The 25,039-nt window shown below is 73.5% G+C and carries 11 protein-coding genes and 1 pseudogene; 9 read left to right on the forward strand and 3 right to left on the reverse strand.

Annotated features, from left to right (window positions below; translation table 11 throughout):
• A pseudogene (locus tag ACFXGN_RS31680) lies at positions 1 to 1,632 on the reverse strand (type I polyketide synthase); the annotation flags it as partial.
• Positions 1,633 to 1,704: 72 nt separating this feature from the next.
• Positions 1,705 to 15,984: a type I polyketide synthase gene (locus tag ACFXGN_RS31685; protein ID WP_384865715.1), complete on the reverse strand. Its 14,280-nt coding sequence runs from the start codon at positions 15,982 to 15,984 to the stop codon at positions 1,705 to 1,707.
• 271 nt (positions 15,985 to 16,255) lie between these two features.
• Between ACFXGN_RS31685 and ACFXGN_RS31690 the strand changes: the two genes are divergently transcribed.
• From ACFXGN_RS31690 to ACFXGN_RS31715, 6 genes are all read left to right on the forward strand, one after another.
• Positions 16,256 to 16,636: an SgcJ/EcaC family oxidoreductase gene (locus ACFXGN_RS31690; RefSeq protein ID WP_366446396.1), complete on the forward strand. Its 381-nt coding sequence runs from the start codon at positions 16,256 to 16,258 to the stop codon at positions 16,634 to 16,636.
• A gap of 63 nt (positions 16,637 to 16,699) precedes the next feature.
• Positions 16,700 to 17,128, forward strand: coding sequence for a nuclear transport factor 2 family protein (locus ACFXGN_RS31695; RefSeq protein ID WP_351795999.1), 429 nt, complete (start codon positions 16,700 to 16,702; stop codon positions 17,126 to 17,128).
• A 236-nt stretch (positions 17,129 to 17,364) separates the two neighbouring features.
• Positions 17,365 to 17,952, forward strand: a complete 588-nt coding sequence (locus tag ACFXGN_RS31700) for a TetR family transcriptional regulator (protein WP_384865718.1) — start codon at positions 17,365 to 17,367, stop codon at positions 17,950 to 17,952.
• A 47-nt stretch (positions 17,953 to 17,999) separates the two neighbouring features.
• Positions 18,000 to 18,701, forward strand: a complete 702-nt coding sequence (locus ACFXGN_RS31705) for a thioesterase II family protein (RefSeq protein WP_384865719.1) — start codon at positions 18,000 to 18,002, stop codon at positions 18,699 to 18,701.
• Between the two features lie 276 nt (positions 18,702 to 18,977).
• Positions 18,978 to 19,820 (forward strand): metallophosphoesterase family protein, encoded by an 843-nt coding sequence (locus ACFXGN_RS31710; protein ID WP_384865729.1) that lies wholly within the window; start codon positions 18,978 to 18,980, stop codon positions 19,818 to 19,820.
• On the forward strand, positions 19,817 to 20,770 hold the full coding sequence (locus ACFXGN_RS31715) for a 4'-phosphopantetheinyl transferase (protein ID WP_384865720.1): 954 nt from the start codon (positions 19,817 to 19,819) through the stop codon (positions 20,768 to 20,770). Before ACFXGN_RS31710 ends, ACFXGN_RS31715 begins: the two co-directional genes overlap by 4 nt.
• Before the next feature lie 59 nt (positions 20,771 to 20,829).
• Here ACFXGN_RS31715 and ACFXGN_RS31720 read toward each other — a convergent pair whose 3' ends face one another.
• The gene (locus tag ACFXGN_RS31720; RefSeq protein WP_384865721.1) at positions 20,830 to 22,479 is read right to left on the reverse strand and encodes an aspartate aminotransferase family protein; all 1,650 of its coding nucleotides are present in this window, start codon (positions 22,477 to 22,479) and stop codon (positions 20,830 to 20,832) included.
• A 200-nt stretch (positions 22,480 to 22,679) separates the two neighbouring features.
• On the opposite strand from ACFXGN_RS31720, the gene ACFXGN_RS31725 reads away from it, so the two are divergent.
• The 3 genes from ACFXGN_RS31725 to ACFXGN_RS31735 all read left to right on the forward strand — a co-directional run.
• On the forward strand, positions 22,680 to 23,216 hold the full coding sequence (locus tag ACFXGN_RS31725; protein ID WP_384865723.1) for a flavin reductase family protein: 537 nt from the start codon (positions 22,680 to 22,682) through the stop codon (positions 23,214 to 23,216).
• Positions 23,213 to 24,430: a sensor histidine kinase gene (locus ACFXGN_RS31730; protein ID WP_384865725.1), complete on the forward strand. Its 1,218-nt coding sequence runs from the start codon at positions 23,213 to 23,215 to the stop codon at positions 24,428 to 24,430. Before ACFXGN_RS31725 ends, ACFXGN_RS31730 begins: the two co-directional genes overlap by 4 nt.
• Before the next feature lie 185 nt (positions 24,431 to 24,615).
• Positions 24,616 to 25,039 (forward strand): biotin carboxylase N-terminal domain-containing protein (locus ACFXGN_RS31735; RefSeq protein ID WP_384865727.1); only part of this gene is annotated, 424 nt, incomplete at its 3' end.

The raw sequence follows: 25,039 nt of genomic DNA on the forward strand, positions 1-25,039 counted from the left end.
CGCCCGGATCCCCGCGAGGAGTTCTCCGCGGTCCCGGCCGGTCACCACCGCGCGGTGGTCGAGGGCCGCGCGCCCGGTCGCCAGGGAGTAGCCGATGTCCAGGGGGGAGACGTCGAGGTCGGCCGTGAGGCGGGCGTTCAGTCGTCGTGCCTGGTCGCGGAGGGCGGTGGCGGTCTTGCCGGAGATGGTCCAGGGCATGACGGGGAGCGCCGCCGTCAGGGGGGGTCTGTCGGTGGTCTTCTCGGCCGCTGGTGGTTCCTCGATGATGACGTGGGCGTTGGTGCCGCCGAAGCCGAAGGAGGAGACGGCCGCGCGGCGCGGGGTGTCGGTCTCGGGCCAGGGCCTTGCCTCTTTGAGGAGGGATACGGCGCCGGTGTCCCATTCGACGTGGGTGGTCGGTTGATCGCTGTGCAGGGTGCGAGGCATCACGCCGTGCTCCATGGCCTGGATCATCTTGATGACGCCGCCGACTCCTGCGGCGGCCTGGGCGTGGGCAATGTTCGACTTGAGGGAGCCGAGGTAGAGCGGGCGGCCTTCGGGCCGGTCCTGTCCGTAGGTGGCGAGCAGGGCCTGTGCCTCGATGGGGTCGCCGAGCCGGGTGCCCGTGCCGTGGGCTTCGACGACGTCGATGTCTGCGGGGGTGAGTCCGGCGCCCGCGAGGGCCTGGCGGATGACGCGTTCCTGTGCCGGGCCGTTGGGTGCGGTCAGGCCGTTGGAGGCGCCGTCCTGGTTGACGGCGGAGCCGCGCATCACGGCGAGGACCTGGTGGCCGTTGCGGCGGGCGTCGGAGAGTTTCTCCACGAGGAGGAGTCCGACGCCCTCGGCCCAGCCGGTGCCGTCGGCGGCTGCGGAGAACGACTTGCTGCGGCCGTCGGCGGCGAGTCCCCGCAGCCGGGAGAACTCGATGAAGGCGACCGGTGTCGACATCACGGTGACGCCGCCCGCGAGGGCGAGGTCGCATTCGCCCCGGCGCAGGGCGTTGGCCGCGAGGTGGAGGGCGACCAGGGAGGAGGAGCAGGCGGTGTCGATGGTGACGGCCGGGCCTTCGAGGCCGTAGGTGTAGGCGAGGCGGCCGGAGGCTATGGAGCCCGCGCTGCCGCTGAAGAGGTAGCCCTCGAAGTCTTCCGGTGGGAGGTCGTGGCGTGAGCCGTAGTCGTTGTACATGACGCCGGCGAACACGCCGGTGCGGGTTCCCTTGAGGGAGACCGGGTCGATGCCGGCGCGTTCGAAGGTCTCCCAGGCGGTCTCCAGGAGGAGGCGTTGCTGGGGGTCGGCGGCGAGGGCCTCGCGGGGGGACATGCCGAACAGGTCGGGGTCGAAGAGGTCGGCGTCGTAGAGGAAGCCGCCCTCGCGGGAGTAGGAGGTGCCGGTCTTCTCCGGGTCGGGGTCGTAGAGGCGTTCCAGGTCCCAGCCCCGGTCGGTGGGGAAGTAGGAGACGGCGTCGGTGCCGTCGGCGACCAGTTGCCACAGGTCTTCGGGGGAGGCGACGCCTCCCGGGTACCGGCAGGCCATGGAGACGATGGCGATCGGTTCCTGTTCCTTGTCCTCGACCTCGCGCAGACGCTTGCGTGCGTCTCGGGCGTCGGCGATGGCCCTCTTGAGGTATTCGCGGAGTTGTACCTCGTCAGCCACGTGAATTCAGCTCCCGTGTGGTGGTGTGTCCGGTGACCGTGGACGCGTTGTGGGTGGCGCGTGCCCCGGTGGTCATTCGAGTTCGTCGAGGAGGGCGAAGAGTTCTTCGTCGCTCGCCGTTTCGAGGTCCTGTTCGTCCTGCTCGTGGTGGGGTTCCTGCGGGCGGCCGAGGCTGTCGGTGGTCTCGGCCGCCTTGAGGAGTTCCTTGAGCCGTGCGGTGATCAGGTCGCGGGTCTCCTGGTCCGGTGCGGCGGCGATGGCGGTCTCCAGGCCCGCGAGGGGGGTGAGGACCGGTTCGGCGGGTGAGGTGTCCTCGACGGCGAGTTCGCCGAGGAGGTGGGCGGCCAGGGCCTGCGGCGACGGGTGGTCGAAGACGAGGGTGGTCGGCAGGCGCAGTCCGGTCGCCCGGCCGAGCTGGTTGCGGAGTTCGACGGCGGTGAGGGAGTCGAAGCCCAGTTCCTGGAAGGCGCGGTCGGCTTCGATGCGGCCGGGGTCTCCGTGTCCGAGGACTGCGGCGACCTGGGCGCGTACGAGGTCGGTGAGGGCGCGTTCGCGGTCGGCGGGGCCGAGGGCGGCGAGCCGTTGGGCGAGCGGGGCTTCTTCGGTGGTTCCGCCGCTCGTGGCGGTGGTGGTGCGGCGTCTGGCCGGTCCGGCGAGGGTGCGCAGGACGGGCGGGAGTTCGTCGCCGCCGCCGCGCAGGACCGCCGTGTCGAGGCGGGTGACGGCGAGGAGGGTCTCGCCGGTGGCGGGGGCCGCGTCGAAGAGGTCCATCGCTTCCTGGGAGGCGAGGGGCCGCAGGCCGACGCGGGCCAGGCGGCGCAGGTCGGTCTCGTCGAGGCTGCCGGAGAGGGTGCTGGCCTGGGCCCACAGGCCCCAGGCGAGGGAGAGTGCGGGCAGTCCGTGGGCGCGGCGGTGGGCGGCGAGGGCGTCGAGGAAGGTGTTTCCGGCGGCGTAGTTGGCCTGGCCGGCGGTGCCGATGAGGCCCGCGACGGAGGAGTAGAGGACGAAGGCGGTGAGGTCGAGGTCGCGGGTGAGTTCGTGCAGGTGCCAGGCGGCGTCGATCTTGGGGCGCAGGACCGTGTCGAGTTGGCCGGGGGTGAGCTGGGCGGCGACGCCGTCGTCGAGGACGCCCGCGGTGTGGACGACGGCGGTGAGCGGGTGTTCGGCGGGGATCGTGGCGAGGACGGCGGCGAGGGAGTCGCGGTCGGTGACGTCGCAGGCGACGGTGTCGGTGTGGGCGCCGAGTGCTTCGAGTTCGGTGCGGAGTTCGGCGGCGCCGGGTGCGTCGGGTCCGCGTCGGCTGAGGAGGAGGAGGCGGCGGGCGCCGTGGGTGGTGACGAGGTGCCGGGCGAGGACCGTGCCGAGGGCGCCGGTGGCGCCGGTGACCAGGACGGTGCCCCGGTCCCAGTGGGGGGTGGCGGCCGGGTCTTCGGTGGCCGGGGTGGTGCGGGTGAGCCGGGGGACGGTGAGGGTGCCGCTCCGGACGGCGGTCTGGGGCTCGCCGCTGGCGACGGCGAGGTCGAGGAGGCGGTCCTCGGCGGTGTCCGCGGCCGTACGGTCCCCGGTGGGGGTCGTGCGGTCTCCGGCGGTCGCGGGGTCTGCGGCCGTACGGTCTCCGGCGGTGGTGTCTGCGGTGGGGGCGGTGTCTGCGGTGGCGGGGTCGAGGTCGACGAGGACGATCCGGCCGGGGTTCTCGGTCTGCGCGGACCTGAGGAGGCCCCAGATTCCGGCGTGGGCCAGGTCGGTGACGTCCTCGGGGCCCGCCGCGACGGCGCCCCGGGTGGTGACGACGAGCCGGGTTCCGGCGAGCCGGTCGTCGGAGAGCCAGCCCTGCACGGTGGCGAGGACCTCGCGGACGGCGGTACGGGCCCGCTCGGGCAGGGCGGCGGCACGGTCGCCGCCCTGCCCGGTGCCGTCGGCCGTCGCGTCGGCCGGGTGGCCGGTCGCCGGGTCGGTGCTGTGGCCGGTCGCCGGGTCCGTGACGTCGCCGGTCGCCGGGTCGGTGGCCTCGCCGGTCGGGGCGGCCGTGGGGGCGGTCGTGGGGGTGTCGGTGCGCAGGAGGAGGACGGCGGGGGCCGCCGCGCCCGCGTCGAGTGCGGCGCCGAGGGCCCGTAGGCCGCCGAGTCCCGCGCCGTCGGCGAGGAGGGTCCAGCCGGTGCGGGCCGGGGGTGTGCCGGTGGTGGGCAGGGCCGTCCAGCCGAGGCCGAACAGTCCGTCGCGGGCGGCGGTACCGGCGCTGCGGAGTGCTTCCCGGGAGAGCGGGCGCAGCAGGAGGGAGGCGGTGGCGACGGCGGCGCCCGCGCCGTCGGCGACGGTGAGCGCGGCCCGCAGGGAGTCGTCGCCGGACCGGTCGAGGGAGAGCCGGACGCGCAGGACGGTCGCCCCGGTGGCGTGCAGGTTCGCTCCGGACCAGGAGAACGGCAGCCAGGAGGTGCCTTCGGGCTCCGCGGCGCCGGGGAGCAGCGGGTGCAGGGCGGCGTCGAGGAGGGCGGGGTGGAGGGCGAAGCGGGGTGCTTCGGTGCGGTGTTCCTCTGCGAGGACGACCTCGGCGAAGAGTTCGTCCTGGGCCTTCCAGAGGCGGCTGAGGCCCTGGAAGGCGTTCTCGTAGCCGTATCCGGCGCTCGCGAGGCGGTCGTACACGCCGTCGAGGTCGATCTCGGTGGCTCCGGTGGGGGGCCAGGCGAGGAGTCCTTGGGGGGTGGTGGGGGTGGGGGCGAGGCGTCCTTCGGCGTGCAGGGTCCAGGGCCGGCCGGTGTCGGTGTCCTGGTCGGGGCGGGCGTGGACGGTGAGGGTGCGGCTGCCGGTGGTGTCGGGTTCGCCGACGACGAGCTGGAGCTGGACGGCGCCGCGTTCGGGCAGGATCAGTGGTGCGGCGAGGGTCAGTTCGTCGACGGTGTCGCAGCCGGCCTGTTCGGCGGCGCGGAAGGCGAGGTCGAGCAGGGCGGTGGCGGGCAGGAGGACGGTTCCGTCGACGGCGTGGCCTTCCAGCCAGGGGTGGGTGCGGCGGGAGACGCGGCCGGTGAGGAGGAGGGCGTCCCGGTCGGCGACCCGTACGGCGGCGCTGAGCAGGGGGTGGGTGACGGCGGTGAGGCCGAAGTCTTCGGCGTCGCCGGGGGTGGCGGCGCCTTCGAGCCAGTAGCGGTCGTGTGCGAAGGGGTAGGTGGGCAGGTCGGTGCGGCGGGCGCCGGGGAAGTACGACTTCCAGTCGGGGCGGGCGCCGCGCAGGACGGCGCCGGTGAGGGCGGCGGCGGCGGTGGTGGCTTCGGGCCTGCCCGAGCGGAGCAGGGGGGCGAGGTAGCCGGGCTCGCGGGTGAGGCAGTCCTGGGCCATGGCGGTGAGGACGCCGTCGGGGCCCATTTCCAGGTAGTCGGTGACGCCGAGTTCTTCGAGGTGGCGGACGCCGTCGTGGAAGCGGACCGCTTCGCGGATGTGGTTGGCCCAGTAGTCGGGCGAGGTGAGCTGTTCGGTGGTGGCGAGGATCCCGGTGACGTTGGAGACGACGGGGATGCGGGGTGCGTGGTAGGTGAGGCATTCGGCGACGGACCGGAACTCGTCGAGGACCTCGTCCATGTGCGGGGAGTGGAAGGCGTGGCTGACGGGGAGGCGTTTGGTCTTGCGGCCCCGGGTGCGCCAGAGGGTGCTGAGTTCTTCGACGAGGTTCTGGTCGCCGGAGATGACGGTGGCGCGGGGGCCGTTGATCCCGGCGATGGCGACGCCTTCGTAGTCGGTGAGGGTGGCGCGTACTTCTTCCTCGGAGGCCTGGAGGGCGGCCATCGCGCCGCCTTCGCGGGCCGCTTGCATGAGCCGGCCGCGTTCGGCGACCAGGGCGCAGGCGTCGCCGAGTTCGAGGACTCCGGCGAGGTGGGCGGCGGTGACTTCGCCGATGGAGTGGCCGAGGAGGTAGTCGGGGGTGATGCCGTGGTGTTCGGCCAGGCGGAAGAGGGCGACCTCGGTGGCGAAGAGGGCGGCCTGGGTGAAGGCGGTCTGGTCGATCAGGGCGGAGTCGGCCGAGCCTTCGGGGGCGAAGAGGACGTCCTTGACGGGCCGGAAGAGTTCGGTGTCGAGGTGCCTGCACACGTCGTCGAGGGCGCGGCGGAAGACGGGGGACGTCTCGTAGAGTTCGCGTCCCATGCCGAGGCGCTGGCTGCCCTGTCCGGTGAAGAGGAACGCGGTCTTGCCGCGGTGGCCGGGGGTGGCCCGGACGATCGAGGGGGCCGGTTCGCCGGTGGCGAGGGCGGCGAGGCCGTCGAGGAGGGTGGTGCGGTCGGTGCCGAGGACGGCGGCGCGGTGTTCCAGGGTGGCGCGGGTGGTGGCCAGGGTGAGGCCGACGTCGCCCGCCGTGATCCGGGGGTGGTCGGTGAGGTGGCGGTGGAGCCGGGCGGCCTGGCGGCGCAGGGCGTCGTCGTCCTTGGCGGTGAGGATCCAGGGCAGGACGACGGTGTCGGGCGTTTCGCCGGGCGGGGTGCCGGTCCGGTCGTCCGTCCGGTCGTCCGCCGGGGTGCCGGTCCGGGTGTCCGCCGGGGTGTCCGTCTGGGTGCCGGGCCGGGTGGGGGGTGTGGCGGGGGCCGGGGTGGTGGGGTCGGCGGCCAGTTCCAGGACGACGTGGGCGTTGGTGCCGCTGATGCCGAAGGAGGAGACGGCGGCGCGGGCGGGGCGGCCGGTGGCGGGCCAGGGGGTCGCCTCGGTGAGGAGTTCCACGGCGCCGGTGTCCCAGTCGATGTGGGGGGAGGGGTTCTCGGCGTGCAGGGTCTTGGGCAGGATGCCGTACCGCATGGCCTGGATCATCTTGATGACGCCGCCGACTCCCGCGGCGGCCTGGGCGTGCCCGATGTTCGACTTCAGCGAGCCGAGGTAGAGCGGGCGGCCCTCGGGCCGGTCCTGCCCGTAGGTGGCGAGCAGGGCCTGTGCCTCGATGGGGTCGCCGAGGCTGGTGCCCGTGCCGTGGGCCTCGACGGCGTCGACGTCGGCGGGGGTCAGGCCCGCGACGGCGAGGGCCTGGCGGATGACCCGTTCCTGCGCCGGGCCGTTGGGGGCGGTCAGGCCGTTGGAGGCGCCGTCCTGGTTGACGGCGGAGCCGCGCATCACGGCGAGGACCCGGTGGCCGTTGCGGCGGGCGTCGGACAGCTTCTCCACCAGGAGCAGACCGACGCCCTCGGCCCAGCCGGTGCCGGAGGCGTCGGCGGAGAAGGAGCGGCAGCGGCCGTCCTCGGAGAGGCCGCGCTGCCGGGAGAACTCCACGAAGGTGCTGGGACCGGACATCACGGTGACGCCGCCCGCGAGGGCGAGGTCGCACTCGCCCTGACGCAGGGCGCTCGCCGCGAGGTGGAGGGCGACCAGGGAGGAGGAGCAGGCGGTGTCGACGGTGACGGCCGGGCCTTCGAGGCCGTAGGTGTAGGCCAGGCGGCCGGAGACGACGCTGGAGAGGTTCCCGGCGAGGAGGAAGCCCTCGAACTCCTCGGGGCTCCTGGCGAGCCGTGAGGCGTAGTCGTCGTACATGGCGCCGGTGAAGACGCCGGTGCTGGTGCCGCGCAGGACGGCGGGGTCGATGCCCGCGTGCTCGAAGGTCTCCCAGGCGGTCTCCAGGAGGAGGCGCTGCTGCGGGTCGGTGGCGGTGGCCTCGCGCGGTGACATGCCGAAGAACGCCGGGTCGAAGCGGTCGGCGTCGTGGAGGAAGCCGCCGTGGCGGGTGTAGGAGGTGCCGGTCTTCTCCGGGTCGGGGTGGTAGAGGGAGTCCAGGTCCCAGCCCCGGTTGTCGGGGAACTCGCTGATGGCGTCGGTGCCTTCGGCGACGAGCCGCCACAGGTCCTCGGGTGAGGAGACGCCGCCGGGGAAGCGGCAGGCCATGCCGACGATGGCGATCGGTTCGTCGGCGGAGGCGGTGGAGCGGCGGGCGGGTGCGGCGGACGCGGCGGGTTTGCGGCCCGCGGCCTGCTGGTGCAGGTGGGCGGCGAGGGCGGCGGGTGAGGGGTGGTCGAAGACGGCGGTGGCGGGCATCCGCAGTCCGGTGGCGGTGTTGAGCCGGTTGCGGAGGTCGACGGCGGCGAGGGAGTCGAAGCCGATGTCCTTGAAGGCGCGTTCCGGGTCGATGCCCTCGGGGCTCGCGTGGCCGAGGACCGCGGCGACGACGGAGCGGACGAGGTCGGCGGCGGCGGCCCTGCTCTCCTCCTCGGAGAGGCCGGTGAGGCTCCGGGCCCATGCGGTGCCGCCGTCCGCCGCAGCGGTGGTGGTGCTCTGGGCGGCCCGGGTGGTGGTGCGGGGTCTGATGAGGCCGCGCAGCAGCGGGGGCGGGTTCCCGGCCGAGGCGGTGCGCAGCCGGGCCAGGTCGAACAGGGCCGGTACGAGGAGGGTGTCGCCGCCGGTGAGGGCGGTGTCGAACAGGGCGAGGCCGGTGGCGGGGGTGAGCGGGTCGACGCCGGCGCGGCTCCAGCGGGCGAGGTCGGCCTCGCCGAGCTGGGCGCCCATGCCGTGGCTGGAGTCCCACAGGCCCCAGGCCAGGGAGGTGGCGGCGAGGCCCTGGGCGTGGCGGTGGGCGGCGAGGGCGTCGAGGTAGGTGTTGGCGGCGGCGTAGTTGGCCTGGCCCGCGGTGCCGGTGATGCCGGAGACGGAGGAGAACAGGACGAAGGCGGCGAGGTCCAGGTGCCGGGTCTGGTCGTGGAGGTGCCAGGCGGCGTCGACCTTGGGCCGCAGGACCTTCGTCAGTTGTCCGGGGGTGAGCGAGGTGAGGGTGGCGTCGTCGAGGACACCGGCGGTGTGCACGATCGCGGTGAGCGGGTGCGCGGGGTCGACGGCCGCCAGGAGGGCGGTGACGTCGTCGGGGTCGGCGGCGTCGGCGGCGACGAGGGTGACGTGGGCGCCGAGTGCGGTGAGTTCGGCGGTGAGGAGGTCGGCGCCGGGGGTGTCGGGTCCGCGTCGGCTGGTGAGCAGCAGGTGGCGGATGTCGTGGGTGGTGACGAGGTGGCGGGCGAGGAGGCCGCCGAGGCCGCCGGTGCCGCCGGTGAGCAGGACGGTGCCTTCGGGGTCGGGGCGGGTCGGGGTGGTGGGGGCCGGGGTGCGGTCGCGGGTGAGCCGGGGGGCGTAGGGCCGGGTGCCGCGCAGGGCGATCTGGGGTTCGCCGGTGGCGAGGGCGGCGGGCAGGTGTTCTTCGGCCTGGGGGGTGCCGTCGGTGTCGAGGAGGACGATCCGGTCGGGGTGTTCGCTCTGGGCGGTGCGGAGCAGGCCCCAGAGGGGGGCGGCGGACAGTCCGTCGACGGGGTCGCCGGGGGTGGTGGCGACGGCGCGGGTGGTGAGGAACGCGAGGCGGGTGGTGTCGAAGCGTTCGTCGGTGAGCCAGCGCTGGGTGAGGGCGAGGGCGCGGGCGGCGGTCTCGTGGGCGGCGGCCGGGGTGGGGGTGGTGTCGGGGGTGACGCGGACGAGGACGATGTCGGCCTGGAGGTCCTGGGGGTCGGGGAGGGGGGCGGTGTCGTCGGGGAGTTCGGCGATGCGCGGTGCGGGGCCGCCCGCCGGGGTGAGGGGGGTCCAGGCGACGGTGAACAGGCCGTCGGTGGTGGGGGCGGGGGTGAGCCGGTCCTTGGCGAGGGGCCGCAGCACCAGTGAGTCGACGGTGGCGACGGGTTCGCCGGTGGCGTCGGCGAGGTGCAGGGCGACGGTGTCGGGGCCGGTGTGTCCGACGCGGACGCGCAGGGTGGTGGCGCCGACGGCGTGGACGGTGATGCCGCTCCAGGCGAACGGCAGGCGGATGGTGTCCGGGTCGGCTCCGTCGGCGGCGGCGAGGACGACCGGGTGCAGGACGGCGTCCAGGAGTGCGGGGTGGATGCCGTATCCGGCGGCGGCCTCGTGCTGGCCGGCGGGGAGGGTGACCTCGGCGTAGGTGGTGTCGTCCGTGCCGCGCCAGAGGGCGCGCAGGCCCTGGAAGACGGGGCCGTACTCGTATCCGAGGCCGGTGAGCCGTTCGTAGGCGCTGTCCAGGGGCAGGGGTTCGGCGTTCTGCGGCGGCCAGGCGCGCAGGGTGTCGAAGGCCGGTCCCCCGGGGGTGGGGGGAGGTCCGGTGAGGGCGCCGGAGGCGTGGCGGGTCCAGGCGGCGGGTTCGTCGTCGGTGTCGGGCCGGGAGTGTACGGCGAAGGTGCGCAGACCGGTGGGGTCGGGTGCGGAGACCGTGGCCTGGACGCGGACGGCCCGCTGTTCGGGGAGGGCGAGCGGGGCTTCGAGGGTGAGTTCGACGAGGTGTTCGGCGTCTGCCGTACGGCCCGCGGCGGAGGCGAGTTCGATGAACGCGGTGGCGGGGACGAGGACGGTGCCGTGGATGCGGTGGTCGGCGAGCCAGGGGTGGTCGTTCAGGGACAGTCTGCTGGTGAGGACCAGGCCTTCGCCGTCGGCGAGGTCGACGCTGGTGGCGAGCAGGGGGTGGCCGGCCGGGTCGAGTCCGAGGCTCTGGGCGTCGGTGCGGGCCTCGGGCCGGAGCCAGTAGTGGGCGCGCTGGAAGGCGTAGGTGGGCAGTTCGACGCGTGAGGCGCCGGGGAAGAACGACGCCAGGTCGAGCGGGGCGCCGAGGGTGTGGGCGCGGGCGAGTGCTGTGGTGAGGGTGGTGTGCTGGGGGCGGCCGGGGCGCTGGAGGGCGACGGCCCGGGAGGTGTCGGCGTGGAACGAACCGGCGGCCATGGCGGTGAGGACGGCGTCGGGGCCGACTTCGACGAAGACGGTGACGCCCTCGTCCTCCAGGGTGCGGGTGGCGTCGAGGAACCGTACGGCCTCGCGGATCTGGCGTACCCAGTAGCCGGGGGTGACGAGGTCGTCGCCGGTGGCGGGCAGGCCCGTGAGGGTGGAGACGACCTGGAGGAGCGGCGCGTGGTAGGTCAGGCCTTCGGCGACGGTGCGGAAGGCGTCGAGGACGGTGTCCATGTGCGGGGAGTGGAAGGCGTGGCTGACCGTCAGGCGGCGGGTCTTGCGGCCTCGTTCGCGCCAGAGCGCGGCGAGTGCGTCGGCGGCGTCGGCGTCGCCGGAGACGACGACGGCGTCCGGGCCGTTGACGGCGGCGACGGTGAGCCGGTCGGCGTAGGGGGTGAGGGTTTCGGTGATCTCGTCCTCGGTGGCCTGGACGGCGAGCATCGCGCCGCCGGGTTCGGCCGCCTGCATCAGGCGGCCCCGGGCGGCGACCAGGGTGGCGGCGTCGGCGAGTGAGAACACGCCCGCCACGTGGGCGGCGGCGAGTTCGCCGATGGAGTGTCCGGCGACGGCGTCGGGGGTGAGGCCGTGGGCCCGGAGGGTGTGGTGGAGGGCGACTTCGAGGGCGAACAGGGCGGGCTGGGTGGCGCGGGTCTCGTGCAGGAGCACGGTGGGGGCGCCGCCGTCGGGTGCGACGGTCGGCGGTTCGCCGCCCTGTCCGCCAGGACCCTGGTCGCCGTCCGGGTCCTCGAACATCACCTCGCGCAGGGGGCGGCCGAGGTCGAGGTGCGGGTCGAGGGCGGCGCACACCTCGTCGAGGGCGGCGGCGAACACGGGGTCGGCGGCGTACAGTTCGCGGCCCATGCCGGGGTACTGGGCGCCCTGGCCGGTGAACAGGAACGCGGTGCGGCCCGCGCGGGCGGCGGAGCCGGTGACCACCTGGGGGGTGTCGGTGCCGTGGCGCAGCGCGTCGAGGCCGGCGAGGAGTTCCGCCGCTCCGGTGCCGGTGACGACGGCCCGTTCGGACCAGGTGGCGCGGGTGGTGGCGAGGGAGAACCCGATGTCGGCGATGTCCTCGGCGCTGGGCCGGGGGCCGTTGTCCAGCCGGGTGCGGAGTGCTCCGGCCTGGGCGGCCAGGGCGGCGCGGTCGGGCGCGGACAGGGCCCAGAGGGTGGGGGCGGGGGGCGCGGGGGCGGCCTCCGCGGCAGAGGCGGCCTCCGCAGCGGTGGCGGAGGCGGTGGCGGGGGCGGCCTCCGCGAGGGTGTCGGCTCCGGGTACGGCGGGGGCATCGGAGGGGGCGGGGGCGGCGGGGGCGTGTGTCCCGGCCGGGCCGGTCCCGGGGCGGGGTGCCGGTTCGTCCTCGGCCTGTTCGACGATGACGTGGGCGTTGGTGCCGCTGATGCCGAACGAGGAGACGCCCGCCCTGCGGGCGCGTTCGGTGTCCGGCCAGTCGCGGGCCTCGGTGAGCAGTTCGAGGCCGCCCGACGCCCAGTCGACGTGCGGGGTGGGCTCGGTGACGTGCAGGGTCCTGGGGAGTACGCCGTGGCGGATCGCCTGGACCATCTTGATGACGCCGCCGACTCCGGCGGCGGCCTGGGCGTGCCCGATGTTCGACTTCAGCGAGCCGAGGTAGACCGGGTCGCGGTCGCTCCGGCCGCTGCCGTAGGTGGCGAGGATCGCGGCGGCTTCGATGGGGTCGCCGAGGCGGGTGCCGGTGCCGTGGGCCTCGACGGCGTCGACGTCGGCGGGGGTCAGGCGGGCGTCGGCGAGGGCCTGGCGGATGACGCGTTCCTGGGAGGGGCCGTTGGGTGCGGTCAGGCCGTTGGAGGCGCCGTCCTGGTTGACGGCGGAGCCCCTGATGACGGCGAGGACCTGGTGGCCGTTGCGGCGGGCGTCGGAGAGCTTCTCCACCAGGAGGAGGCCGACGCCTTCGGCCCAGGAGGTGCCGTCGGCGTCGGCGGAGAAGGATTTGCTGCGGCCGTTCGCGGCGAGGCCGCGCTGCCGGGAGAACTCCACGAACATGCCGGGGGCGGACATGATCGTCGCGCCGCCCGCGATGGCGAGGGTCGTCTCTCCCTGGCGCAGCGACCGTACGGCCATGTGGAGGGCGACGAGCGAGGAGGAGCAGGCGGTGTCGACGGTGAGGGCGGGGCCGACGAGTCCGAGCTGGTAGGCGATGCGGCCCGACATGACGCTGCTGGTGGAGCCGGTGAGGAGATGGCCCTCGACGCTCTTGGGGGCCTCGTGCAGGCGGGGGCCGTAGTCGAGTGCGGTGGCGCCGACGAAGACGCCGGTGCGGCTGCCCTTGAGGGTGTCCGGGGCGATGCCCGCGCGTTCGACGACCTCCCAGGCGGTCTCCAGGAGGAGGCGCTGCTGCGGGTCCATGGCGAGGGCTTCGCGGGGCGAGATGCCGAAGAACCCGGCGTCGAAGAGGGCGGCGTCGTGCAGGAACCCGCCCTCGCGCACGGAGCTCTTCCCGGAGCGCTCGGGGTCCTGGTCGTACAGGTCGCCCTCCCAGCCCCGGTCGGCGGGGAAGCCGGAGATGGCGTCGGAGCCTTCGGCGACGAGCCGCCACAGGTCCTCGGGCGAGGAGACGCCGCCGGGGTAGCGGCAGGCCATGGCGACGATGGCGATCGGCTCGTCGTCCTGGAGCGGCGCGGTGGGGTGCTGTTCGCCGGCGGTGGCCGCGCCGGTCAGTTCGGCTTCGAGGTGCGCGGCGAGCGCGGTGGGGGTGGGGTGGTCGAAGAGGAGGCCGCCGGACAGGCGCAGGCCGGTGGCGGTGGCGAGCAGGTCGCGGAGCTCGACGGACATCAGCGAGTCGAAGCCGAGGTCCTTGAAGGACTGCCGGGCGTCCGCGCGGCGGCCCTTGTCGTATCCGAGGACGGCGGCGATGTGGGTGGCCGTCAGGTCGGTGACGGAGCGGGACCGTTCGGCCGGGGACATCGCGGCGAGCCGGTGGCCGAGGGCGCCCAGGGGGGCGGGCGTTCCGGCGGGCGGGTTCGTGGTGAGGGCCGGAAGGGCGGGGGCGGGGGTCCTGTCGGCGGAGCCGGGTTCGAGCCAGTGACGGCGGCGCTGGAAGGCGTAGGTGGGCAGCGGGACCTGGCGGGCGCCGGTCCCGGCGTAGAGGGTGCGCCAGTCGACGGGGACGCCCCGGGTGTAGAGGGTGCCCACCGCTGTGAGCAGCGTCACCGCCTCGTCACGGCCCCGGCGGAGTGCCGGGACGGCGCCCTCGGTCACGGCGGAGAGGGCGCCGTCGGGGCCGACTTCCAGGTACGAGGTCACGCCTTCGGCCTGCATCGACTGCACGGCGTCGGCGAAGCGGACGGTGCCACGGACCTGACCGGCCCAGTAGTCGGCCGTACGGAGGTCGGTGCCGGTGGCGAGCCGGCCGGTCACGGTCGAGACGACGGGAATACGGGGTGCCTCGTAGGTGATGTCCGACGCGGCGGCCTTGAACTCGGCCAGCATCGGATCCATCAGGGGCGAGTGGAAGGCATGACTGACCGTCAGGCGACGGATGCGGCCTCCCGACTCGCTTATCTTGCGGGCCACTTCGAGGGTGGCCGTCTCGTCGCCGGAGATCACGACCGAGCGGGGGCCGTTGACCGCCGCTATCGCGACCTGGTCTTCCAGGAGGGCGGCGACTTCGGCTTCGGTCGCCTCGACCGCGACCATCGCGCCGCCCCGGGGCAGTGCCTGCATCAGACCGGCGCGCGCGACCACCAGACGGACCGCGTCTTCGAGGGAGAACACCCCGGCCACGTGCGCCGCCGCGATCTCGCCGATGGAGTGACCCGCGACGAAGTCGGGGCGCACGCCCCAGGACTCCACCAGGCGGAACAACGCGACCTCGACCGCGAACAGTGCGGGCTGCGTCCAACCCGTCTCGTCCAGGCCCTCGCCCGAGGCGATCACCTCACGTAAAGACCCGCCCAGAGCGGCGTCGAAGAGAGCGGTGATCTCGTCGAAGGCCGAAGCGAACACCGGGAAAGCCGCGTGCAGTTCGCGTGCCATACCGGCCCGCTGCGCGCCCTGGCCCGTGAACAGGAAGCCCGTACGGCCGTCCTGGACGTCTCCGGTCACGACGCCGGTGCCGGGGACGCCCTCGATGAGGGAGTCGAGACCCGCGAGGAACGTTTCCTCACGGTCCGCGAGGACGACCGCGCGGGTGTCGAAGGTGGTGCGGGTGGTCAGCAGGGACCAGCCGAGGTCGGCGGTCCCCGCCTCGCTCGCGGCGGCGAAGGCGCGCAGTTTCTCCGCCTGGGCGCGCAGCGCGTCGGCGTCCCGGCCCGAGAGCACCCAGGGCAGGACGGGCGGGGTGTCCCCACCGGCCGGGGCGCCGACGGCGTCCGGAGCGTCGACGCCGGTGGCCCCCTCGGTGGCCGGGGCCTCGGTGAGGACGACGTGGCAGTTCGTGCCGCCCATGCCGAAGGAGGACACGCCCGCGACCAGGGTGCGGTCGGGGTGCGGCCAGGCGGTGAGGACGCGCGGTACGGACAGGCCGAGGCCGTCGAGGTCGATGGCCGGGTTCGGGGTCTCGAAGTTGAGGCTCGCGGGGATCTCGCGGTGCGTCAGGCTCAGCAGGGCCTTGAGCAGGCCGACCATGCCGGCGGCGCCCTCCAGGTGCCCGACGTTGGTCTTGGCCGAGCCGACGACCAGGGGGTCGCCCGGGGCGCGGTGGGAGCTGAAGACGTCGCCGAGGGCGGCGGCCTCGATGGGGTCGCCGACGGGGGTGCCGGTGCCGTGGAGCTCGACATACTGAACATCGGAGGGACTTATTCCGGCCTTTTCGTAGGCCTCGCGGAGCACTTGGCGCTGTGCGTCGCGGCTGGGCACGGTCAGTCCGGGGGTGGCGCCGTCGTTGTTGACCGCGCTGGCGCGGATGACGCCGTAGATCCGGTCGCCGTCCGCCTGGGCCCGGGCGAGGGGCTTCAGGACGACGGCTCCGCCGCCCTCGCCCCGTACGAAGCCGTTGGCGCGGGCGTCGAAGGTGTAGGCGGTGCCGTCCGGGGACAGGCCGCCGAACCGTTCCTCGGTCACGGCGCTCTCGCCGAGGATGTTCAGGTTGATGCCGGCGGCGATCGCGGTGGCCGACTCCCCCGAGCGCAGCGACTCACAGGCCAGGTGCACGGCGACGAGGGAGGAGGACTGGGCGGCGTCGACGGTGAGGCTCGGCCCGCGCAGACCCAGGTGGTAGGAGACGCGGTTGGCGATGACGCCCCGGTTGAGGCCCGTCATGGAGTGCTGGGTGATGGCCCGTTCGCCGTACTGGTTGGCGAGGCTGGTGTAGTCGTCGCGGAGGGTGCCGACGAAGACGGCGGTACGGGAGCCGCGCAGCCGGGCGGGCAGGGTCCCGGAGTCCTCCAGGGCCTCCCAGGCCAGTTCGAGGACGAGGCGCTGCTGCGGGTCCATGGCGGCGGCCTCGCGGGGCGAGACCGCGAAGAACCCGGCGTCGAAGTCGCCGATGCCGTCGATGAATCCGCCGCGGCGGATCCCCGCCGCGTCCTGTGGCCCGGTGGTGTCCCAGCGTCCGGGTGGCGCGTCGGTGATCGCGTCGGTGCCGTCGCGCAGCATCCGCCAGAAGTCGGCCGGACCGGGCGCCATGGGAAGTCGGCAGGACATGCCGATGACGGCGATGGCCCCCTCGTCGCCTCGCGGCGCACGGCTCTCCACAGAAATGCGATTAGTCGTCATGGCGCTCGACTGCCCTTTCCTGACTGATATCGAAGCGGCCTGAGTATCCCGGATATGGAACCCCGCATTGTCGACCTTAAGATCGGCGGCCCTGTTTTTTCTCAACCTCTGGTCATGCACGGGTAACTGCCGTGTTCGGGCGGGGGGTGGCCGGTCTGTTACTTGTCGGTGGGTGGCCGGTGAGGGCGGCCGGTTAAGTTCTGGACAGATCTGCGTGAAACTCCTCGAATTCCCGGGTGTCATGCCGGAAGAAAGCAGGAACGGTCTCACCATGAGTAATCTGACGAACGACGTCGCTCAGCACACCGCGCTGTACGAGGCGGCCTTCAACGCGGGCGACGCCGATGCCGTGAACGAGATGTACACCGACGAGGCCGTCGCGGTCTGGGAGCCGGGCAAGCCCCTCACGGGCCAGGCCCGCAGGGACGCCGTCAAGGAGTTCCTGGCCCGTTCGCCGAAGATGAGCGCCAAGCCGCGCCAGACGTTCGTGACCGGGGACACCGCGCTCCTGATCGTGGACTGGTCGATCGCCACCGTGGACGACTCGGGCAGCCCGGAGCTGCTGACGGGTGTCGGCGTCGACGTGCTGCGCAAGGGCGTGGACGGCAACTGGCGTTACGCCATCGACGAGCCGTACGGCGAGCAGAAGTAATCCGCGCGCCTCCGTGCCGGGCACGGGGGCACCCCATGACCCAAGAAAGTGGTGTCGCAGACCATGAGCAGCATTCCCGGTATCACGGTCGACTTCGATGTCGACAATCCCGACCTGACGGCGGACGCGGACACTCAGAACGAGATCTTCATCCAGCTGTTCAACTCCGGTGACGGAGCCCTGTTCGACCTCCTCTACCGCGAGGACGCGATATCGAACTTCTCCGGCTCCCCGCTCACCGGGAAGGAGCGTCTGGAGTTCTTCAAGGAGTTCCTCGCGCCGAAGCCGTTCCTCAAGGCGGAGATCACGCACGCGTACGTCGCCGGTGACGTGGCCCTGATCGGCGTGCGGTTCAGCGTCGACAGCACGGGTCCCGACGGCGAGCCGGTCCGCATCGAAGGCAACTGCACCGATGTGCTGCGGCTGGGCGAGGACGGCCGCTGGCTCATGTCCATCGACCGTCCGGTGGCCGGCACCCTGCTCCCGGAGTAGGTTCCCCTCCCGCTCCTGGCCTGCCCGTTCCCTTCCCCCCGCTCGGGCAGGCCAGGCTCCGGATCACGGACCGTCCCCACGACAGTCCTTTCAAGACGACTTCGACCAGGGCCCACAGGAAACCGCCGCTGCGGTTCATTACGCTGGACGTTTTTGAGGGGTCGCCAGCAGCGCCCCCAGGCATCCACGGAGTGCACATGGCAAAACAGGAACGCGCTGTCCGTACGCGAGCGACGGTGCTCCGGTCAGCTGCGGAGATCTTCGACACGGACGGTTTCGTATCGGCCTCCCTCTCCTCCATCTCTCACCGGGCCGGAGTGAGCAGTGGTGCCCTTCACTTCCACTTCGCCAACAAGGGCGCGCTGGCGGAGGCCATCGAGAAGGCCGCCGAGCAGCGGCTGTGGCGGATCACCGGCCCGGCACCGGACGGGTCCGGGGAGCGCGGGGCGGACGGTGAGGTCGACCTGATCCAGAACCTCGTGGAGACCTCCCACCAGCTCTTCGACGGGCTGAACAGCGATGTCATCCTGCGTGCCGGGTTCACCCTCGGCTGCGAGCCGTCCTGGTCGAGCCTGGTCGACCTGCACGGCCAGTGGCGGGACTGGATCGGCGACACCCTGCGGTACGCGGCGAAGACCGGCGCGCTCGCCGCGGGGACCGAGCCGGAGGACGTCGTCACGGTCGTCGCCGCGTCGACGGTCGGCTTCGAGGCCCTGGGCCGCAAGGATCCCACCTGGCTCTCGGAGCAGCGGCTCGCCCAGTTCTGGCAGTTCTTGCTCCCCCGACTGGTGCCACCGGGTACCGGCCCGCAGAAAGGGACGTAGTGGACAGCACGTGGTTCAGACGCTTCGGAGCGCCCCGTGAGGACGCCGTGCGGTTGGTGTGTTTCCCGCACGCGGGGGGCGCGGCCAGCGCGTTCCTGCCCCTGTCGCGGGCGCTCGGCGGGCACCTCGACGTGCTGGCGGTCCAGTATCCGGGCCGTCAGGACCGGCGGCGGGAGGAGCCGTACGGCAGCATCTCCGCGCACGCCGACGCCCTCGCCGAGGCCATGGTCCCGCTGACCGGGGGCACGTACGCCCTGTTCGGGCACAGCATGGGCGCGGTCCTTGCCTACGAGACGGCCCGGCGGCTCGTCGACGCCGGGAGGCCGGGGCCCTGCCGGGTGTTCCTCTCCGGGCGGGGGGCGCCCTCGGCGCTGCCCAGCGTGCACGACCGGCTCGGCGGCGACCGGGAGATCCTCACGGCGGTGCGCGGTCTCGGCGGGACCGGGCACACGGTCCTGGACGATCCCGAGCTGCTCGCGATGGTGATGCCGGCGCTGCGGGCCGACTACGGCGCCCTCGGCGCGTACCACTGGAGCGGCGGTTCGCCGCTGGCCTCCCCCGTCACCGTCCTGATCGGTGACGCGGACCCGGTGGTGGCCGTCGACGAGGCCGCGGCCTGGCACGACCACACGACCGGCGACTTCGACCTGCGGATCCTGCCCGGCGGTCATTTCTATCTGGACGACCGTACCGACGAGGTCCGCGACATCATCACGACGAGCCTGCTCGTCGCGGGCTCCACGGCGTGATCGGGCGTGTCTCCGCCGCCTCCTGACGGCCGGTCTGCCGACGGACACCCTTCTGCCGGGCGCTCCCCCGGCGGCCGTGCTTCTGCGGGGCGTTCTCCCGCCGGGCGCTCCCCCGGCGGCTGTGCTTCCGGGGGCTCCGTTCCCGACGGCCGTGCTTCCGAGAACCGTGCCCCTCACGGCCGTGCTCCTGAGGGCTGGGCTTCCGAGGGCTCCGTTCCTGAGGGGTGGCGGGGTCCCGGCGAGGGCCCTTCCGGTGGCCGTCCCTCCCCCGGGAGTCTGCTGGCCGTCAGCGACCTCCATGTGCGCTACGAGGAGAACCGCGCGGTCGTCGAGGCGCTGCGGCCCTCCTCGGACGAGGACTGGCTGCTCGTCGCGGGGGACGTCGGGGAGTACATGGCCGATGTGGAATGGGCGCTGAGCACCCTCGCCGCCCGGTTCCGCAAGGTCGTGTGGGTCCCGGGCAACCACGAGCTGTGGACCCCTCCGGACGATCCGGTCCAGGCCCGCGGGACCGCCCGCTACGAGGCGCTCGTCCGCCTCTGCCGGAGCCTGGGCGTGACCACCCCCGAGGACCCCTACCCGGTGTGGCACGGCAGGGGCGGTCCCGCGGTGGTCGTGCCGCTCTTCCTGCTGTACGACCACAGCTTCAGGCGCCCCGGGGTCCGTACCGCCCAGGAGGCGCTGCGGCAGGCGGAGGACGCGGGGATCGTCGCGACCGACGAGATCCTGCTGCACCCCGACCCGTACCCCACCGTCGGGGACTGGTGCCGGGCCCGTCTGCGGCGGACCGCCGAGCGCCTGGACGCGCTCCCCGCCGGTCTGCCGACCGTCCTCGTCAGCCACTTCCCGCTGGTGCGCGAGCCCACGGAGGTGCTGCGGTTCCCCGACTTCGCCCTGTGGTGCGGCACCCGGGAGACCGCCGACTGGCCCGTCCGCTACCGGGCCGCGGCCGTCGTCTACGGGCACCTGCACATCCCCCGGCTGATCCGGAGCCAGGGGGTGCCGCACTACGAGGTGTCCCTGGGGTATCCGCGCGAGTGGCGCAGGCGCTCGGACCCCGGCCACGCCCCACGGCCGCTGCCCGGCTTCTCGGCGCCCCCCGGCGGGGGACGGCCGTGATCGCCTCGCTGCTGCCCGCGCCCGCCGTCACCGCCGAACTGTTCCGCGATCCGCCCGGTCCCCACGGCCTGTTCCCCGAGGAGGAAGGCGTGGTGGCGGGGGCGGTCGAGGGGCGCCGCAGGGAGTTCGCCTCGGTCCGGATCTGCGCCCGGCGGGCCCTGGGCGGTCTCGGGCTGGCGCCGGGGCCGCTGCTGCCCGGCGCGGGCGGGGCGCCCCGGTGGCCCAAGGGCGTGGTGGGCAGCATGACGCACTGCCGGGGCTACCGCGCGGCGGCCGTGGCCCTGGACACGGACCTGCTGGCGATCGGCTGCGACGCCGAGCCGAACGCGCCGCTGCCCTCACCGGGGACCCTCGATCTGGTCTCGCTGCCCCAGGAACGGGCCTGGCTGCGCGAGTTCACCGCGCGGCGGCCGGACGTCGCGTGGGACCGGCTGCTGTTCAGTGCCAAGGAGAGCGTCTACAAGACCTGGTTCCCGCTCACCGGGCGGCCTCTCGACTTCGACGAGGCCGTGATCACACCCGATCCGCTGGCGGGCACCTTCCGCGCCGAACTCCTGGTGGACGGACCGGTGGTGGACGGGATACGGATCACCGCCTTCGACGGACGGTGGCGTACCGGGAACGGGCTGGTGGTGACCGCGATAGGCCTGCGTCCCGTACGGCCCGCCCCGGCCGGTCCCGACGCGGTGTCCGTCCGGCCCCTGACGTCCGACCGCCCCCTGACCACGGCGTCCGGCCGGGCCCACCCGGACCGGCCGGTCCGGGCCGGTGGGCGGCGGGGTTGTTCCATTCGACGACCGGAGGACATGATGCGCGACGACCCGTACGACGCCGACCTCGGCCACGCCTTCCCCAAGGGCCTGGCGCACATCCTGCGCTACCCGCCGCTCCAGCTCGCCGGGACGGACGACGAGTCCGGCGAGCCGCACATCGTCCGGGGCATCGACTGACGTGCCGGTCCCCGGCCGGCCGGTACGTGACGTACCGGCCGGCCGGGGACCGTCCCGCGTCAGGCGTCCGTCGCCGTGCCGGTCAGACCGGCCCCGTCGTGGGCGCGCAGGAGCCGGGCGGTGCCCCGCAGGGCCCGCTCCAGCTGGTCGATCTCGGCGTCGGTCAGGTGCAGCGAGGGCTCGAACCGGAGCGTGTTGACGGCGCTGGCGGTCGGGAAGGTACGGATGCGGTGCTCGCGCATCAGGTATCCGGCGACCGTGTAGCCGAGCAGCGGGGCGGCCTCCCGGATGGCCCCGGAGCCCGAGCCGGACTGGTCGTGGAACTCCAGGCCGAGCATCAGGCCCCGTCCCCGTACGTCCTTGACCACGTCGGGGAAGTCGGCGCGCACCGCCTCCAGCATCCCGAGGAGCTTCGCGCCGCGCTCGCGCACCGCCCGGTACGCGGCGCCGTCGTCGGCCTCCAGGATCTCCAGGACCTTCTTCGAGATGAAGCAGGAGAAGGCGTCCTTCGCGAAGGTCGAGCTGTGCACCAGTTCGAACTCGGAGCGGTAGCGGGACTGGCGGGTGAGCATGACGGACGTCTTCGCTATTCCGCCGCCCAGGCTCTTGGCGAGCGCGTAGTAGTCGCCGCGCAGACCGAGCGCCGCGCTGGCCAGGAAGTCACCGCTGCGGCCCATTCCGCTCTGCACCTCGTCCACGATGACGGGGCAGTCGACCTCGGCGCAGGCCCGCTGGATCTCCTGGGCGAATTCCTCGGACAGGACACGGATACCGCCCTCGCCCTGGACGGGCTCCAGGACGAAGGCGCAGAACACCGGGGAGTTCCGCTCGGCGACCGTCACCGTGCCGTCCCGGACGACCAGGTCGAACACGGTCGCCCGCTCGCTCTCCAGGACGGCCTTGAGTGCCTGCGGGCTCTCCGGCGGGATGAACCGGGCGGCCGTCGCCAGTGCGGCGAAGGGGGTCCGGTAGCCCTCGTTGTGGGTGAGCTGGACGCTGCCGACCAGCTTGCCGTGGAACCCGCCTTCCAGGGTCAGGAACACCGGCGGCCGGCCGGTCTGGGCGGCGTTGTGCCGCACGACCGCCGCGGCCAGCACCTCGAACCCGGCCGTCCCGGTCACCCCGGCCGCTCCTGTCCCGCCGGTCTCCCCCGTCTCCGCGGCCGTCCCGGCCGTCCCGGCCTGCGGGTCGACGCCGACGAGGCGGTACGCCTCCGCCGCGACCACGGCTCCGGCGGCCACCGCCGCGCGGGCGGTCGCCAGGTTCTCGTCGAGCAGGGTCCGCAGTGCGGCGAGCCGGAGCCCCCGGTCGAGCTCGGCGTGCTTGACGGCCGCCTCCACCGCCTCCGCGCCGGTGTTGGCGAAGATGGCGGAGTAGTTCTCCTCCGTGCCCAGTTCCCGCTGGAGGATGCGGTTGAGCGCGACGGCGACGTCGTTCGCGTACGGGTGGCGGGAGAACTGCGCGTGCACCGGCGTCTGGGACGCCAGGAGCTGCCGCGCGTACTCCGTGATCTCCGGATGATTGTGCCCGAGGATGAGGGAACCGTACCCGCCCGCGAAATCGGCGACGGGAATCTCCTCGCCGCTCGCGCCGAGGTAGTAGAGCGTATTTCCTTCGGCCCGTACGTAATCGATGTCGAGGCCGAGCGAGGCCAGCCAGCCGAGCAGATACGGTTCAGCGAGCTGCGGGTCAGCAGAGACGGAATTCATGTCACCCCTTATGGACAGTGCCTTGACCGAAACGCCCAGATCCTAGCCACGGAGCACTCATCGCCTCGTGGACGGACGCTCACGGAACGGTCATCGCCCGCTCCCCCGCGCCCGGCTGAGCGGACAGTTACTGAACGGTTCCCGGCCCACGGGATTCCCCTCGTACATTTGTCCCCCATGGATTACATGAAAGGCGCGGCATGAATTCCGTATCCACTGACGTCGCCGTTTCCCGGGGGCCCGCGGCCCGTTCCGCGACCCTGCGCGAGGTCATGTCCCTGTTCGCGACCGGTGTCACCGTGCTGTCCGTCGGCGGTGACGCCATCCACGGCATGACGGCGAACGCCTTCACGTCCGTCTCCCTCGACCCTCCCTCCGTCCTGTGCTGCGTCGCGCACAGCGCGGTCATGTACAAGGCGATCACCTCCGCCGGGCACTTCGGCGTCTCGATCATGGAGGCGGGCCAGGAGGGTCTGGCCCGCTTCTTCGCCGACAAGAAGCGCCCCCTGGGGCCCGACCAGTTCACCGGCGTGGACTGGGCCCCCGGCCCGCGCACGGGCGCACCGCTGCTGAAGGGGGCGCTGGCCTGGCTGGAGTGCGAGCTCTCCGCCGCCCACGACATAGGCGACCACACCGTGTTCATCGGTGACGTGGTCGGCTCCAGCCGTGGCGACGGTGCGGACGGGCTGCTGTTCTTCGGCGGCGCGTTCCATCGCGCGGACGCTCCCGTCCGATGACCGCCCAGGCCGCGGCGGGCGGCTGGGAACCCGTCATCGGCCCCGGTTTCGCCGAGGCCCTCCAGCAGGGGCTCGTCCGGGTGGCGCGGCAGGCGTCCGCCGGTCCGTCCGCGCCCCGGATCGCCCGGCAGTTCGCGCCGCGGAAACCGGCGCGCCCGGCCGGGGGGCCGGGACCCGAGTGCCTGGACGCGGTGCTGCGCCGCTTCGAGTCGGCCCTGCCCGCCACGCTGAACAAGACGGTGCGCTGGGACAGTTCGGTGCGCCAGGCCCTGAACGACCGGGCCCGTGCCGTGCTGTCCGCCGCTTTCGGCACCGAGCCCACCACCGCCGACGAGCCCTCCACCGTCGGCGGACCCGCCGCCGGGGCCGGGGCTGTCGGCGCGGCCGGGGCGCGTCCCGTCCCGCCGGTGAGCCTGGCGCCCCACCACAATGCCGCCGCCGCGGTCCTGCTCATGGAGTGCGCCATGCTGCAGATGATGGAGACGGGCCGTCTCGACGAGGGATCTGTGCGGGTCCTCGGCGAGGCGGCCCGGCGGGCGGGCGAGAGCGGCGGCCCCGCCGAGCAGTCCGAGTGCTGCTGGCAGGAACAGCGCAGGATCTCCCGCGAACTCCACGACGACGTCGCCGACGGCGTCACCGCGGCCCGGGAGGCCCTGGAGGAGTGCGACGGACCGCTCGATCCGGTCACCGCCGACCGGATCGCGGCGGCCAGGGACGCGCTGCGCAGCACCGACACCCGGCTGCGGGACCTGGTCGGCGGGGTACGGGAGCGGTCGGTCGTCCCGCCGCTCGACGTGGCCCTGCGCGAGTTCCTGGCCGGGTCCGCCCCGGACGGCGTCCAGGTCACCGTGAAGGTGACGGGCGACGAGGGCCTGCTCCCCGACGTACGGCGCCGGGACCTGTACCTCACGGTCCGGGAGGCGCTGCGCAACAGCTTCGCGCACTCCGGGGCCCGCCGGGTGAAGGTCTCGGTGCGCTCCACCCGCTGGTGGGCGTACGCGAGCGTCGAGGACGACGGCCGAGGCTTCGACGTCGGCCGGGTCCTGCGGCCGGGCCACCGCCACCAGGGGTTCCGTTCCATGGCGGAGCGGATGGAGGACGCCGGTGGCCGGCTGACCGTCAGCAGTTCCCGGGGGCACGGGACCCAGGTGGAGGCACACCTCCCGCTGCAGTCCCACCGGCACGGGACCCGGACGGGCCCGTCCCTCCTGTGATCCGGGCACTGTGACCCCGGGGCATGTGACCCCGGGGCATGTGATCCGGGGCGCTGCGATCCCGGGGCATGTGATCCCGGGGCGCTGTGATCCGGGGCATGTGATCCGGTGGCTGTGAGCCGGGTACACGTCTCGTTGCACGAGTTCTGTTCGAGTATGTCGTGAGACAGGTATGAGGAGCCGTCGTGCGCAAGGTGCTCATCGCCAACCGTGGCGAAATCGCTGTCCGTGTGGCGCGGGCGTGTCGTGACGCCGGTATCGGCAGCGTGGCCGTGTACGCCGAGCCTGACCGGGACGCCCTGCACGTCCGGGCGGCCGACGAGGCGTTCGCTCTGGGCGGTGACACTCCGGCGAGCAGTTATCTGGACATGGGCAAGGTCCTCCAGGCCGCTGCGGACTCCGGTGCCGACGCGGTGCATCCGGGGTACGGGTTCCTGTCGGAGAACGCGGAGTTCGCGCAGGCCGTCCTGGACGCCGGTCTGACGTGGATCGGTCCGCCGCCGCAGGCCATCCAGGATCTGGGCGACAAGGTCGCCGCCCGGCACATCGCGCAGCGTGCCGGTGCCCCGCTGGTCGCGGGGACCTCCGACCCGGTCTCGGGCGCGGACG

The sequence above is a fragment of the Streptomyces sp. NPDC059247 genome (assembly GCF_042754005.1).
Classification (GTDB): domain Bacteria; phylum Actinomycetota; class Actinomycetes; order Streptomycetales; family Streptomycetaceae; genus Streptomyces.

Coding starts and splice junctions, on each gene's coding strand:
- ACFXGN_RS31685 (WP_384865715.1), bottom strand. CDS start 15,984: ATGACGACTAATCGCATTTCTGTGGAGAGCCGTGCGCCGCGAGGCGAC.
- ACFXGN_RS31690 (WP_366446396.1), top strand. CDS start 16,256: ATGAGTAATCTGACGAACGACGTCGCTCAGCACACCGCGCTGTACGAG.
- ACFXGN_RS31695 (WP_351795999.1), top strand. CDS start 16,700: ATGAGCAGCATTCCCGGTATCACGGTCGACTTCGATGTCGACAATCCC.
- ACFXGN_RS31720 (WP_384865721.1), bottom strand. CDS start 22,479: ATGAATTCCGTCTCTGCTGACCCGCAGCTCGCTGAACCGTATCTGCTC.
- ACFXGN_RS31725 (WP_384865723.1), top strand. CDS start 22,680: ATGAATTCCGTATCCACTGACGTCGCCGTTTCCCGGGGGCCCGCGGCC.
- ACFXGN_RS31730 (WP_384865725.1), top strand. CDS start 23,213: ATGACCGCCCAGGCCGCGGCGGGCGGCTGGGAACCCGTCATCGGCCCC.